This is a genomic window from Pseudodesulfovibrio halophilus DSM 5663 (genome assembly GCF_059568665.1).
Genome location: NZ_JCANTV010000011.1, coordinates 111,157 through 125,487 on the forward strand (window position 1 = coordinate 111,157; position 14,331 = coordinate 125,487).

A 14,331-nucleotide genomic window follows, 5' to 3' on the forward strand; every position below is an offset into this window, starting at 1 on the left:
AAGGCCACTCTCGGCGCAATTATTCTGCGCTCTTCGTGGAGCGGTAAGTATCCCTGTTGCGCCGTATCTGGTATTTTATCACGGCATTGTTGTGTTCGCGCAGGGACTTGCTGAAATGGTGGGACCCGTCGCCCTTGGCTACGAAGTACAGGAATCTGTGGTCTTCGGGATGTACGGCCGCCTTGAGGGAGTCCAGCCCCGGCGAGCAGATTGGACCGGGCGGCAGGCCCGGATGCACGTATGTGTTGTACGGATTGCCCGGGTCCTTGAGGTGCTTCTTGCGGATGTTGCCGTCGAAGGAAGGGCCGAGGCCGTAAATGATGGTGGGGTCGGCCTGAATCAGCATGCGCCGCTTCAGGCGGTTGGCGAAAACACCTGCGATGCGTTCTCGCTCGGTTACGTCGCCGGTTTCCTTTTCAACCAGCGAGGCCAGCACCACGAGCTTCTTCAGTTTCTCCCAGTCCGGCAAACCGTCAGGCCAGACCTTTTCCGCCTCGGCAAAGAACTGCCTGAGCATGGTGCGGACCATGTAGCGGCCCTTGTCCGATTCTGGCGGTGTCAGCAGATAGGTCTCCGGAAAGAGGAAGCCCTCTGCGGTTTCCGTCTTGATGCCGAACTCCTTCAGCAGTTGCGGATCCTGCGCGGCGGCGGCGAATTCTTCCTCGGTGCAGACACCGGACTCGGCGACGACCTCGGCGGTCTGCCACCACGTCAGCCCTTCACGCACCGAGACCTTGACCATGATGCCCGGGGTGGTGGTCAGCACTTCCAGCACCCGGTCGGGGCGCCAGCCCGTGTTCAGCCGGAACTTTCCTGCCCGGACATCGTTGACCGTGCCTTTTTCGCGGGCGAGGGCCCAGAAGCGGTTCACGTCGGTGATGAGGTCTTTCGAGCGCAGGTCGCGGGCGACCACGAGGAACGGGGAGCCTTTCTCCACCGTAAAGACCACTTCGTGCCCCGGTGTTTCGGGCGGCACGGTGCGGAACTGGTGGTCCAGCCAGGCCATGGCCCAGAAATAGCCGGACGCGCCGAACGCGACGATTCCGGCCAGAAGGAAGAGTATTGCTAGATTGCGCTTTCGAGCCATGTGCGAAGGATGACGGTTGCGGCCTGCTGGTCGAGTGCCATTTTTTTCTTCTTGCGTTTCAGGCCCGCGCTGCGCAACTCCTGTTCGGCTTCCGCCGAGGAGAGCCGTTCATCAACGAGGTGAATCGGCTGTTCGATGCGCCGCGCGAGGCTGTCGGCAAAGTTCCGGGCCTGCCGGGTGGTCAGGGTATCCTCCCCGTCGAGCGAAAGGGGAAGACCGACCACCACGGTTTCAACAGACTCCTTTTGTATGATTTCCAGCAGTTCGTCAAAGAGCGCGTCGCGGGTGGTGCGCTCAATGGTCTTGTACGGCGAGGCCAGCATGCCGGTGGGGTCGCTCAGGGCGAGCCCCACCCGCTTAAGGCCGAAGTCTATGGCGAGAACGCGCAAGGATCTATGCTCCCCTGCGTTCCACGCGGTTCATTATCTGCTTGAGTTCCCGCTTCCACTTGGGGCCGCCCACGCAGCGCGCGAGGTATTCCACGGTGTGCAGCACCGGGTTGCCCTGACGGTTTTCGGCAAGGCAGCGGCTGATGCCCACCTTGCAGGACGGGCAACCGACCACGACGGGCAGGCTTTTGTTGTTGCCCGCGTCTTCGCGCAGCTGATTCTTCTTGCGGTCGCGGATGCGGTTGTAGATGGCGGGGCTGGAGAGCGCTCCGAGACCGGATTCTCCGCAGCAGCCGGGGGAAAGTGCGGTCCGTGCGCCGGTCAGCTCCTCCAGCGCGGAGCGATACATCTCGGGAGCCTTGGCCTTGGGGACGTCCACCCATTCGGCATGACAGGCCGCGTGGTAGATGGCGTCGCCTTCGCAGTTCACGCCTTCCAGCCGTTCGGAGAGGAACTGCACCGCATCCAAGTGGCGCATGGGTTCCACCAGATCTCCGGAGAAGTCATGACTCTCCAGCGACTCGCGGCAGGTCCCGCAGGCCGTGAGCAGGGTGGTGGCCTTGAGCCCGGCCTTGCCCGTTGCCACAAGCAGGTCGAGCATGGCCTTGCCGTTGCGGTGGCGGTTGGTCTTGTAGGCTTCCTCGCAGCCGCTGGCGAGCAGCGGGTAGCCGCAGCACATGTGCTTGTCGGGCAGCACCACGTTCACGCCCGCCTTGAGCAGCAGGTAGACCGTGGCCATGCCGATGTCGTGCGAGAACAGCGCCGCACCGCAACCCGGAAAGTAGAGCACGGTGTCGTCGCGTTTTGCGCCCGGAGCCTTCAGCACGAAGCCCTTGTCCAGCTCCAGCGTCTCGAAGATGTTGCGGAAGTCCATGTGCGGCGTGGGGGACGCGATGGCCGGGTTCTTGAACCGCCTGCGCCAGTGCGCCGGGAGCAGTCCTACGGCCTTGCTCTGCATGGTCTGGCCCAGCGAAAGGGCCTTGGCGACCTTGGGCAGCCTGCGGGCCGGCTCGTCAGCGATGCGCTCCAGCACGACCTTCTTGACCGGATGGCCGCTGCGCCCCTTGTAGTCGAGGAACGCGCGCATGCGCAGGGCGGCGCCGGCAGAGTCGATCTTCACCGGGCAGACGGCCTGACACTTGCCGCAGGCCGTGCAGTGCTCCATGAGCTCGCGCAGCTTGTCGAGCAGGTGCGGGGCGGGCTGGCCCGTCTGAATCTGGTCGTAATATATGGACTCGATGAGCGCACCGAGCCCGATGTTCTTGTTGCGCGGATGGTGCATGAGCCCGCTCTGGGGATGGAACATGGGGCAGACCTGCTTGCATTTGCCGCAGCGGGTGCAGGTCTGGATGTCCTTGAGCAGGTTCATGAGGTCTTCCTTGTCCTTCAGCGCGGTCATGTCCAGGTCCTGGATGAGGCGGTTGAAGGAGAAGGTGAACGGTTCGCTGGGCAGCTCGCGACGCGTCAGCTTGCCGGGGTTGAAGATGTTTCGCGGGTCAACCTGATGCTTGTAGGCGGCCAGCGCACGAATCTTCTCGTCGTCGAGATAGTCGATCTTGGTGATGCCGATACCATGCTCCCCAGAGACCACGCCGTCCAGTTCAAGGACCTTTTCGAAGACCTGTCCTGCGGCACGGTGCGCTTCCCGAAGCATTTCCGGGTCGTTGGAGTTCACGGGCAGGTTGACGTGGCAGTTGCCATCGCCCGCGTGCATGTGGTTGGCGATGATCACGCGCTTGGCCTGCAACTCGTCCCACAGGGCCTTGATGTCGTTGTCCAGCTTGGGGTAGCGGTCGCGCAATTTGGCGAACAGGTACCGGCACTGGGACTCCTGCTCCTGATCGGAGATGTCCGCGAAGGTGACGTCGCCGCGCATGATGGCCTTGCCGCGTTCCAGACCTTCGTCGAGGTCGGCGTCGTTCTGATCCACGCCGGGCAGGTCACGCACCTTGTAAAGCGTACGGCGGTAAATGCGGCCGAGATATTCGAGGTTCAGGTTCTCGAGGAAATCGGAGAAGTCGGGGATGACCTCCAGCGGAATGACGATGTCCTCGTTGATCTTGAAGCCCGAGGTACGGCGCGAGATGGCCGAGAGCTTGTGGCGATCCTCCCAGAAGAGTTCGCCCTCTCTGGCGTCGCGCGCGGCGAAGATGTCCACGCCGTCGTAATTGTCGGCGAGCGAAACCACGGTCTCCACGGCCTGATCCAGCGCGTCCTCGTGGTCCGAGTCGAGCTGCATGATGATGACCGAGATTGGCTCGCCCTCGTACTTGGATGTCTTGGGCTTGTATTCGATGGCCTGCACGTATTTGGTGCCGAATTCCTCCAGCGCGGAGATCTTCACCAGGTCGCCCTCGTCACGGATGGTGTCGCGAAGCCCCACCACGTCCTTGATGACGTACATGGCGTTGCGCATGGAGCGGCCGTAGAATTCGAGACAGAGCACACGCGAGTGCTTCGGCCTCGGGTGGCAGATGAGGGTGGCTTCGGTGAAAATGCCGTCCACGCCTTCCTTCTGAACGCCCGGCAGACCGCCGAGATATTTGTTGGAGACGTCCTTGCCGAGACCGGGGGAGCGGATGTCGCGGCCGCTCAGGGTCACGGTATCCACGTGCTTGCCGGATTCGTCGTATACGTCGAAGGTGGCGCTGCCGTCCTCAAAAACCTTGTGGCGCGGGTGATCCCGTCGGACAACAGTGATGATCTCGCCTTTGGGCGTGACCATGCGGTAGCTCAGGATGTTGTCGATGGTGGTGCCGTATTCGAAGGCGAAAGGGCCGCCCGCGTTCTCCGAGAGATTGCCGCCTATGCTCGAACCTGCCTTGGACGCCGGGTCCACGGTGAGCAGCAGGTCCTGTTCGGCCGCGGCCTTGATGGCGGTGAGCGTGATCACGCCGGTCTGGACGGAGATGGTCCGCTCGTCGGGGTTCACGTCCAGAACCTTCTTGAAGCGGGCCAGCGAGAGCACCACGCTCCTGTTGGCGGTGGGAATGGCGCCGCCGGTCAGGCCGGTGCCGCCGCCGCGCGGAATGACGGAAAAGCCCATCTCGTCGGCGAGCTTGACGATACGCCTGATCTGCTCTTCGGTCTCCGGATAGAGCACGAGCATGGGCAGCTCCATGCGCAGGTCGGTGGCGTCGGTGCAGGACTGCACGAGATGCAGCGGGTCGTCGCCGATGCCGCCGCGATCCATGAAACCGCGCAGCCGCTGGACGAGTTCGCCTCTAAAAGCTGTGTCGGCGTCGAAGGAACGCCAGAATTCACGGATGCCCGCGGAGAGAATCTTGGGGTATTCCCCGGACATGAGGGGGCGCGACATGTTCAGTCGGCGCTCCACGCTCTTGCGGACCAGTTCCGGGTCCACGAAGGGATTGTAGCGAACCATGAAGAGCTCGGCGGCCAGTTCAGAAGCCAGCTTGCGGACGGACTCGGGCCATTCGGCGACCTGTTCCATGTCCACCATGCCGAAAACGCGGCTGAAGAGCTGTTCATCCGATATGGAAATATGAGGGCCAGTGTGTGCCATGTATGATTCAACCTTTTCCTTGCGCGAAACGGCGCGGTTGATTGACGGTCGAAGAAGAGGGGAACTATAGGCACCGGATGGCCGGTTGGCAACCCCCGGAAGTCCGCGAACCCCCCGCGGGCCGCGCTTTTCGATGGGAAAAGCCGTCCGGTGCTCCGGTGGTTTCGCATGTCGCCGCGCAGGTGGCTGCCAGTGCGCGAAACAGCAGTTTTGTTGGTCGGCATTACGCAAATCGAAACGGGTGCTCGAAGGGGGCGGAAGTGATGTGGAGGGCGCGCGTTCAGGGCGGGCGACAGCTTTGCTTTGACAATGTTCATGGAATTGCCCCAGACTCGAATTCATCGCCCGTCGGCGAATAATCCGGTAATCTCGATGGAAAAAAGGAAAAATGAGCGCTCTCACTCAGGACATCATCTTCTTTCACATTCCCAAGGCGGCGGGGACGTCGTTTTACAATCGTCTGGCCGAGAGCGTCGGCGGCAGGCCGGTTCTTTTTCGGCACATCGACGAGGACGCGTTCGCTGAAGAGCTGGGCGGGCAACGCCCGAAAGTCTGGAGTGCGCACCCCAGCGGTGACTTCGGGCGCTGGAAACGCCTGCTTCAAGCCCGCCCCCGTGCCGCCAATGTCACGTTCCTTCGGGAGCCGGTGGACCGCTACGTCTCCGAATACTGTTTCCGCGAAGGAGAGTACCGGTCCATGGATATCGACCTGGAGGACACGCTCGCGCTGGACCCGTTGCGTCACCTGATGGTGGACAACCTCCAGACCAAGATTCTTGCGTCAATGGGAGCGCCGAGAGATTACTCCGTCCCCGCCACGCAGGCCGATCTGGACACGGCCAAGGGCAACCTGCTCCGTCATTTCTCCTTCGGTCTGGTGGAGCACTACGACGAGTCCTGTCGCCGTATCGCGCAGCGGCTGGGAGTGGTGTTGGCCGAGGAGGCCAGAGTGATGAACGCCAATGCGCGGCGCAAGCGGCTCGACGAGCTGCCCGCAGAGCTGCTTGAACGCATCGAGCTGCATAATCTTTACGACCTTGACCTGTTTGATTTTGCAATGACCCTCTTTCTGGGGCGCCGCGGTCGTTGATTTGCTCCGAGCGGAAGAGGCGAGCCGATACAACCCACCTTATTCTTTTATAATTGGTTTGCACGCTGATGAAGGTACCCTGCGCAAGGACGGTCCGACCCAGTGCGCACGCGGCCGTGACATTGGTGTAAACAAGGGAGCCCGGCTTCATGATGATATACATTGTTTTCGGGGCAGTCGTTCTGAGTCTGATCGCCTTCCTGCTCTGCCGACTCCTGAAAAAGAGAGACGTCGCTGAAATCAGGCGCAGCGAGAAGCGTTACCGCGACCTGTTCGATAACCTCACCTCCGCCTTTGCCCTGCACGAGATCATCCTCGACGACGAGGGGCAGCCGGTCGATTATCGCTTTCTGGAAGTGAACCCGCTGTTCGAGGAACTTACGGGCCTTTCGCGAAGTGACGTGCTCGGCGAGAGGGTGCTGGAGGTGCTTCCCGCGACCGAGGCGGAGTGGATCGAACGGTACGGCAGAGTGACACTGACCGGAGAGCCCGAAGAGTTCGTGAACTACTCTCAGGAGTTCGACAGGTATTTCGAGGTGCGCGCCTACTCGCCGGAGCCCGGTTGTTTCGCGACCATCTTTTCGGACATTTCCGACCGCATAAAGACGCAGCAGGCGCTTGCCGAAAGCGAGAAAATGTATCGGGAACTGGTGGAGTCTGTTCAGGACGGCATCACCCTCGGCGACGAAGAGGAGCGCATCGTCTACGTGAACCCGGCTCTTGCCGAGATACTGGAAGGCACTCCGGAGGAAATTCAGGGCTGCTGTTATGCGGATTTCGTCGAGGAACAGAGCCTGGACATCCTTGAGCAGAATGAAGAACTTCACAGGCAGAATCACAAGACCCGTTACGAGGTGACAGTCCGGTCACTCAAGGGAAACCTGCGGAATCTGGTCACTTCCGGTTGCGGACGGTTCGATGAGCAGGGGGATTACATCGGCAGCATGGGAGTGGTCCGCGACCAGACCGAGGTTCGGGAGATGCGCCGTCAGCGACGGGAGATGGAGGCGCGCTACAAGACCATGGTCCGGAATATGAGCAGCGGCGTTGCCGTTTACGAATCCGATGGGAGCGGTGATTTCATCATCAAGGATTTCAACCCCGCCGCCGAGAGAATCACGCGAGTTTCCAGCGAGGATATTATTGGACGCAGGCTGACCGAAGCCTTTCCCAATATGCGCCAGGTCATCTTTTTCGACGCCTTGAGCCGGGTCGACAGAACGGGCGAGGCAGAATATCTGCCGCCGTTTTATTACATGGATGAAAACCGTGAGGGCTGGCGGGAGAATTACATTTACAAGCTCGACAACGGCGAGACCGTGGCGATTTTCGACGATGTGACCGAGCGTATCGAAACCATGCGCAGCCTCGCCAAAAGCGAAGAGCGTCTCTCGCTGGCGTTGGATGCGGTCTCCGACGGGCTGTGGGATTGGAATATTGCCACCGGCGAGCTGTATTTCAGCAACCGATATTATACCATGCTCGGTTACGAACCCGGCGAGTTTCCTGCCAGCTTCGAGTCGTGGAAAAGCCTGCTGCATCCCGACGACGCTGAAATTGCCGTCGCCGAAGTGAACCGGCACCTGAGTGGAGGAAAGCCGTTCAGCATAGAATTTCGGGCACGCACCAAGGACGGCGGCTGGAAGTGGATTCTGGGCCGTGGCCGCGTGGTGGAGACTTGCGAGAACGGTCACTCGACCCGCATGGTCGGAACGCACATCGACATAGACTCCCGCAAGAAAGTCGAGGCCGAGCTGTTGGAGGCCAAGGAGATGGCCGAAACGGCCAACCAGAGCAAGTCCGAGTTTCTCGCGAACATGAGCCACGAGATACGGACGCCCATCAATGGCATCATGGGTATGCTCCAGCTGCTGGGAACCACCGACATCGACAGGGAGCAGCGGGAGTACGTCCGCATCGCCCTTGACTCCAGCCGAAGTCTCACCGATTTGCTCAGCGACATCCTGGACCTCTCCATGGCGGAAGCCGGGCGCATGAGCCTGCGCGAGGAGCATTTCGACCTCAACAGTATCATCGGCAGCGTGGGCAAGGTGTTCAATCACGTCGTCGATGACAAGGGGCTAGACTTTGTCGTGAGCGTCGATCCCTCCATACCCTCGGTCCTGCGCGGGGATCCGGTACGCCTGCGGCAGGTTGTCTTCAACCTCGTGGGCAACGCCATCAAGTTTACTGAAGAGGGGAGCGTCAATCTGAGCGTCTCTCTGCTGCATCGCGACAAGGAGAGCGCGCGGCTGGAGGTGTGCGTCAAGGATACGGGCATCGGCATACCCGAGGACAAGCAAAGGTACATTTTCGAAAGTTTCACGCAGGTGGAGTCCTCCTTTTCCCGTCCGTATCAGGGGGCGGGGCTTGGACTGCAGATCGTCAAGCGCATTGTGGACCTCATGGACGGAAAAATCGCGCTGGAAAGTTCGCCGGGCAAAGGAGCGGCCTTCTGCGTGGAGGTTGTCATGGGCGTTTCCGAAGCATCGCCGCGGCGTGCCGACCTGAATGAGCGGACCTTTTCCGCCATAGGGCGCGACGCGCGTGTGCTCGTGGTGGAGGATGAAAGGGTGAACCGGCTCGGCATCTGCCGCCTGCTAGAGAAGGAAGGGTTCATTGTGAGCACCGCAGCCAACGGGCGCGAGGCGCTGGAGGCTCTGGAAACGTCCCGGTTCGACCTGATCCTCATGGACGTGCAGATGCCCGTGATGGATGGTCTGGAAGCGACCCGCATCATCCGTAACGAAGAGCGGTTCGCATGGGCGGCGGGCACGCCCATCGTTGCGCTGACGGCTCACGCCATGAAAGGGGACAGGGCCAGATTCATGGAGGCGGGGATGGATGGATATATTGCCAAACCCGTTGAAATGGAGGCGCTTCTCCAAGAGATTGCCCGTTTCGCCGGAGTCGATGGGTAGCACGGGCTCTGGACTTCCACGGCTGGCGGATGTAGATTGCCGCCTTTCGAAAACCAACGGTGGGAGTTGCCATGATTGCCGACGATTTTGCCGCCCTGAAGCTTTTCATCACCGGTCCGACACATATCCGTCCGGAAATCCGCGAAGCCGCGTCCCTGCCCGAATTCGGGCACCGCGACAAGGAGAACGACAAGCGCTCCGGCCCCATCTTCGACGGGCTGGCGCGTCTGGCGCAGCTCCCGGAGGGCTATCGGACATTTCTGATAAACGGCTCCGGCTCGACATGCATGGAGGCCTCCATCCGCTCCCTCGTGGCGGATGACGAAACCCTGCTCAACGTCACCGTGGGCGCTTTTGGCGACCTGTATTACAACATCGCGCTCGCCAACGGCAAAAAGGCCGTGAAGCTGGCCTTCGAGCCCGGACGCGCCGTGAATCCCGAGAAGCTCGCCGCGGCGATCGACGAGCATGGAGCCTCCGTGGTCACGCTGACGCACAACGAGACCAGCACCGGGGTGGAGAACGACATCGTCACCTTGTGCAAGGTGGTCCGCGACAAGGGCGCCATGCCGCTTGTGGACGGTGTATCCATCTTCGGCGGGGCCGACCTGCGACTTGCCGAGGCCCGTCCGGCCATCTACTGCACCGCCACCCAGAAGTCCCTCGCTCTCCCGGCCGGTTTCGGAATCGGTTTCGTGAGCCCCGAGGCCGCGGAGAAGGCCGCCACAGTCAGCAACAAAGGGCACTCCACGGACATCCTCAAGCAGCTCGACAAGGCCGCCCTCGGGCAGGCCCTGACCACGCCAAATACCGCGCTGCTTAATCAGATGGCCGTGCAGCTCGACTATATAGTCAACACCGAAGGGGTGCAGGAGCGCTTTGCCCGTCATGCGAAGATGCGCGAAATGGCCCATTCCTTCGTGGAAGGACTGGACGGTTTCGACCTGTTCGCGCAGGAAGGGTTCCGCTCGCCCACGCTGACCACGGTGCGCTGCCCCCGTCATGTCACCGCAGACAGGCTCAAGTCCGTTCTCAAGGAACGCATGCGCGAGCTCGGCTACCTCTTCGATCCCGGCTACGGAAAGCTCAATGGCCGGCTGGAGCAAGAGGGGCGGGCCGTCATGTTTCGCATCGGGCACATGGGCGACATCACGCCGGAAATGCTCTCGGAGTATTTTGAGGTGCTCGGCGAACAGTTGGCCACGCTCTAGGGTCTGGTCATTTCGGTCCCGTAGAGGGCGCCGAATTTGCGGAACTCCGACTGCCTGCCGATGATGGCGATCATGTCGCCGGTCAGCAGTTTCTCGTCCGGATCGGGGTTGGTCACCAGTCCTTCGATGCGCATGACGGCGACCACGCTCGCTCCGGTGCGCTTGCGGATTTCCGCCTCCTCGATGGTTTTGCCCACGAGCGGCGAGTCGATGGGGATATCCACCCACAACAGCTCCAGAATGCTGCCGCCGTGTCTCACGATGCGGCCGAAGTCCTCGCTGGTGCAGTCCTCGCGCAGGGGTTCGTAGAGGTCGCGGTGGACGCGCTCCGTGAAGTTGTTGATCTCAGAGGTGGGCACATCGAGCCGTGACAGCGTCTGCCTGACGAACTCCAGCCCGGCCTCGAAGCTGGGCTGCACCACCACATTGACTCCCATGCTGGAAAGATCGCGCAGGTTCGAGGCGTCTTCGGCGCGGGCGATGAGCGCCACGTCCGGGGCCATGCGGCGGACCATCTGCGCCTGCGTCCGTGAAACCATGTGCGCCGGAGTGGTGATGAGCGCCACGCTGGCCCGGTCGAGATGCATGGCTTCCAGCACCACGTCGATGGTGGCGTCCCCGTATATGACAGGATGACCGTCCTTTTTCAGGCGCTCAACGCGCCGGAAGTTGTTCTCGGCCACAAGGTACGGCTTGCCGAACCGCCTGAGAATCTCGGCGGCGGCGCGTCCGATGGTGCCGCCGCCGATGATGGCGACGTGCCCGTCGAGTCGGGCCTTCTGGATGTTGATGCTTTCATAGGGCGGCGCGGACGTGAAGCGTTTGCGCAGGCTGTAGAGCGGCGCCGACAGACGCGATGCAAGCGGCGTCAGGATCATGCTGACAACCGCGGAAGCCATGAACAGCGCGAAGTCGGCCTGACTGAGCGCGCCTGCGGAAAGGCCGGCCCGGGCCAGCAGGAAGGAAAGCTCACCCACCTGCCACATGGTCAGCGCCGTGGCCAGCGGCACGATGTTCCGGTAGCCGAAAGCCCGTGTCACGCCGAAGAATATCAACCCCTTGCCGAGGAAGAGCAGCAGGGTGATCAGGGCGATCTTGCCGGGGTTGGACATGATGACCGCCGGGTCCAGCAGCATGCCCGCCGAAGCGAAGAACAGCAGCCCGAAGATGTCGCGCAGGGGCAGGATATTGCTCATGACCTGATGCGCGTAGTCGGACTCGCTCAGGAGCAGGCCCGCCATGAACGCGCCGAGGGCGAAGGACAGCCCGGCCAGATGGGTGGCGTAGCCGATGCCGAGCCCGATGGCGCAGGTGGAGAGCAGGAACATCTCGCGGGAGTTCCAGCGTGCGATGCGGCGCATGAGCCATGGGATTGCGGTGCGGCCGAGGAAGATCATGACCGTCAGGAACGCGGCGGACTTGAGTACCGCCCAGCCGAGCCGGGACATTCCCGCGCCGAGGTCCCCGATCTCGGGCAGAATGATGATCAGCGGCACCAGCGCGAAGTCTTGCACGATGAGCATGCCGATCATGACCCTGCTGGAGAGCGTGCCGAGAACCCGCTGATTTTCCATGGTCTTGAGCGCCACCATGGTGCTTGAGAGCGAAAAGAAGGCGCCGAGCCACATGCAGGCGTTGGTGGGCAGGCCGAAGAGCTTGCCCACGCCGAAGCCGAAAATCGCCGTGAGGATGATCTGTATCGGCCCGCCCACGAGGGATACGAGCCGTACGGGCTTGAGTTCGCTCAGGGAAAATTCGATGCCCAGCACGAACAGCAGCAGGGCCACGCCGATCTCCGCCAACAGTTCTATCTCATGTGCGTTGCCAACGGTGATGCCGCCCGTGTTCGGTCCCACGATGAGACCGGCGATGATGTATCCGATGATCAGCGGCTGCTGGAGTTTCTTGGCGGCGAAGGCGCATATCAGTGAGGCGAGGATGATTATGATGAGATCTGCTGCGATGCCCATGGGGCTTCTCCGTGGTCGGTTCGGTTTCCGGGTATGGTTCTTCGTGCAAGGATAGCGGGCTTTTGCCTTTGAGTGAAGGGGACAGGCGAAAGACCTTTTGCGCGCTCTTCTTGAGATTGCGGCCCTTTTGCTCTACCATGCGCGCTCACTGCGACAATTGGAATTTCATACAAGCGTTCAAGGGGATAAAATGCCTGTAGTGATGGGTACCGCCGGTCATATCGACCATGGCAAGACCACGCTGGTAAAGGCCCTGACCGGTATCGACTGTGACCGCCTCTCCGAAGAGAAGAAGCGGGGCATCACCATCGAACTGGGATTCGCCTTTCTCGATTTTGACGACGACTCGCGCCTGTCCGTGGTGGACGTTCCCGGGCACGAGCGTTTCGTCAAGAACATGGTTGCCGGTGCCGCAGGCATCGACTTCGTGCTGCTGGTCATCGCCGCGGACGAAGGGATCATGCCGCAGACGCGGGAGCATCTGGAAATCTGTTCTCTGCTCGGCATCGACACCGGCATGGTGGCCCTGACCAAGACCGACATGGTGGACGAGGAGTGGCTGGAGATGGTGCAGGAGGAAGTGGCCTCCTATCTTGAACCCACCTTCCTCGGCGGCACACCGATCATCCCCGTATCCGCCCACACCGGGCAGGGCGTCCCCGAACTCAGAGCCGAGCTGAAAAAGCTCATGGACCGCTTCGCGCCCAAGCGCCGTTCCGATCTGGCGCGACTGCCCGTGGACCGGACCTTCACCATGAAGGGCTACGGCACCGTGGTCACCGGGACGCTTATCTCCGGGAATTTCAAGGTGGGCGATGACGTGGTCCTGTATCCCGACGAAACCCCGGCGCGCATCAGGACGCTCCAGTCCCACGGACAGGGCGTGGAGGTGGCCCCGGCCGGACGCCGCACCGCAGTGAATATTCAGGGCCTTGAAGTGCAGGACGTCTCGCGTGGTGAAATCCTCGCCCGCCCCGGCACCATGTTCCCGTCACAGGTCTGGGACATCGAGTTGACCATGCTGGAATCCTCTCCGCGGGCGCTCAAGCATCGCAAGGAAGTGCATTTCCACCACGGCTCGCGCGAGATCATGGCCCGGATATATCTCAATGATCGAGACAAACTGGCTCCGGGGGAGACCGCTGTCTGTCAGGTCCGCTTCACTCAGCCGCTGGCCTCGGTCTACGGCGACCGCATCGTGCTGCGATCCTTTTCGCCGTTGCGAACCATCGCGGGCGGACGTGTGCTCAGCCCTGTCGGCCACAAGGTGAAGCGATTTTCCGACGCACAGAAAAAGCTGGAAGCGCTCACTGCCGAATCGCCCGAGGAAGTCATCGCGGCGCAGCTCGACCTCGCGGGACCGCAGGGCCGCAGCTTTGCCGAACTGTTGACCATGACCGATCTTGAAAGCAAGGCGCTGGAGAAGACCCTCAACGGCATGGCCGGTAAGCAGCTGGCGCTCATGTTCGACAAGGACGAGCGTCGCTACGCATACGGGCCGCTTGTTTCGGAGCTGATGGAAGGCCTTGTGGCGTGGTTGACCGAGTTCCACAAGAAGCAGTCCATGAAGCCCGGCGTCCAGCGCGGGGAGCTGGCCTCCACGTGGGGCCGCAAGCTGCCCGCGAAGCTGCTGCATCTGGTGCTGGAGCGGCTCATGAAAAAGGGCGACGTGGTCGGCGATCAGGAAATCCTTAGGTTGAAGGACCACAAGGTGTCCCTTGCTTCGGACACGGCCAAGGTGCGCGAACTCATCCTCGGCGCCTACGAGAAGGGCGGCATCAGGCCCCCCAACCTCAAGGATGTGCTGGAGCCGACCAAAATGGACTTCAAGCAGGCCGCCCCGGTGTTCCGGCACCTGCAGGACGAGGGCAAGCTGGTGAAGATCAAGGAGGAGATGTACTATCACGCCCCGGCGCTGGAGGACATCCGCAACCGGATCATCAGGTTTTTTGACGACAACGAGGAAATGGGCGCGCAGGACTTCAAGGGCATCACCGACCTGTCTCGCAAGTACGCCATCCCCGTGCTCGAATATTTCGACAAGCAGCGGCTCACCGTCCGCGTCGGCGATGTGCGCAAGCTGCGCAAGTCCGGCGTATAAAGCCGCTTGACAGGCCGAACCGTGCCAATTAGGGCA

The 14,331-nt window shown here is 61.6% G+C and carries 8 protein-coding genes; 4 read left to right on the forward strand and 4 right to left on the reverse strand.

The window, feature by feature from the left end:
• Positions 1–19 precede the first annotated feature (19 nt).
• Genes mltG through BR24_RS09470 form a run of 3 tightly spaced genes read right to left on the reverse strand, consistent with a single transcriptional unit; the run spans position 20 to position 5,002 of the window.
• Positions 20–1,087 (reverse strand): endolytic transglycosylase MltG, encoded by a 1,068-nt coding sequence (gene mltG, locus BR24_RS09460; protein ID WP_496541247.1) that lies wholly within the window; start codon positions 1,085–1,087, stop codon positions 20–22.
• Entirely contained in the window at positions 1,066–1,476 is a 411-nt protein-coding gene (ruvX, locus tag BR24_RS09465; RefSeq protein ID WP_496541248.1) for a Holliday junction resolvase RuvX, read from the reverse strand. The genes mltG and ruvX overlap by 22 nt, the downstream gene beginning before the upstream one ends.
• Positions 1,477–1,480: 4 nt before the next feature.
• Positions 1,481–5,002 carry an FAD-binding and (Fe-S)-binding domain-containing protein gene (locus BR24_RS09470; protein ID WP_496541249.1) on the reverse strand — a complete coding sequence of 1,174 codons (3,522 nt, stop codon included), beginning with the start codon at positions 5,000–5,002 and terminating at the stop codon, positions 1,481–1,483.
• 388 nt (positions 5,003–5,390) lie between these two features.
• On the opposite strand from BR24_RS09470, the gene BR24_RS09475 reads away from it, so the two are divergent.
• The 3 genes from BR24_RS09475 (at position 5,391) to BR24_RS09485 (ending at position 10,224) form a co-directional block, all read left to right on the forward strand.
• Positions 5,391–6,092 (forward strand): sulfotransferase family 2 domain-containing protein, encoded by a 702-nt coding sequence (locus BR24_RS09475; RefSeq protein ID WP_496541250.1) that lies wholly within the window; start codon positions 5,391–5,393, stop codon positions 6,090–6,092.
• 149 nt (positions 6,093–6,241) lie between these two features.
• Positions 6,242–9,013, forward strand: a complete 2,772-nt coding sequence (locus tag BR24_RS09480; protein WP_496541251.1) for a PAS domain-containing hybrid sensor histidine kinase/response regulator — start codon at positions 6,242–6,244, stop codon at positions 9,011–9,013.
• A 71-nt stretch (positions 9,014–9,084) separates the two neighbouring features.
• Positions 9,085–10,224: a pyridoxal-phosphate-dependent aminotransferase family protein gene (locus tag BR24_RS09485; protein ID WP_496541252.1), complete on the forward strand. Its 1,140-nt coding sequence runs from the start codon at positions 9,085–9,087 to the stop codon at positions 10,222–10,224.
• Here the strand turns inward: BR24_RS09485 and BR24_RS09490 are convergent.
• The gene (locus BR24_RS09490) at positions 10,221–12,194 is read right to left on the reverse strand and encodes a monovalent cation:proton antiporter family protein (RefSeq protein ID WP_496541253.1); all 1,974 of its coding nucleotides are present in this window, start codon (positions 12,192–12,194) and stop codon (positions 10,221–10,223) included. The genes BR24_RS09485 and BR24_RS09490 overlap by 4 nt on opposite strands.
• A gap of 190 nt (positions 12,195–12,384) precedes the next feature.
• Here BR24_RS09490 and selB point away from each other — a divergent pair, with 190 nt between their 5' ends.
• Positions 12,385–14,295, forward strand: a complete 1,911-nt coding sequence (selB, locus tag BR24_RS09495) for a selenocysteine-specific translation elongation factor (RefSeq protein ID WP_496541254.1) — start codon at positions 12,385–12,387, stop codon at positions 14,293–14,295.
• The last annotated feature ends 36 nt before the right edge of the window (positions 14,296–14,331 follow it).

What these genes read in the sequence shown, in the direction of transcription:
- mltG (WP_496541247.1), bottom strand. Translation starts at nt 1,087, where the DNA reads ATGGCTCGAAAGCGCAATCTAGCAATACTCTTCCTTCTGGCCGGAATC.
- BR24_RS09470 (WP_496541249.1), bottom strand. Translation starts at nt 5,002, where the DNA reads ATGGCACACACTGGCCCTCATATTTCCATATCGGATGAACAGCTCTTC.
- BR24_RS09475 (WP_496541250.1), top strand. Translation starts at nt 5,391, where the DNA reads ATGAGCGCTCTCACTCAGGACATCATCTTCTTTCACATTCCCAAGGCG.
- BR24_RS09480 (WP_496541251.1), top strand. Translation starts at nt 6,242, where the DNA reads ATGATGATATACATTGTTTTCGGGGCAGTCGTTCTGAGTCTGATCGCC.
- BR24_RS09485 (WP_496541252.1), top strand. Translation starts at nt 9,085, where the DNA reads ATGATTGCCGACGATTTTGCCGCCCTGAAGCTTTTCATCACCGGTCCG.
- BR24_RS09490 (WP_496541253.1), bottom strand. Translation starts at nt 12,194, where the DNA reads ATGGGCATCGCAGCAGATCTCATCATAATCATCCTCGCCTCACTGATA.
- selB (WP_496541254.1), top strand. Translation starts at nt 12,385, where the DNA reads ATGCCTGTAGTGATGGGTACCGCCGGTCATATCGACCATGGCAAGACC.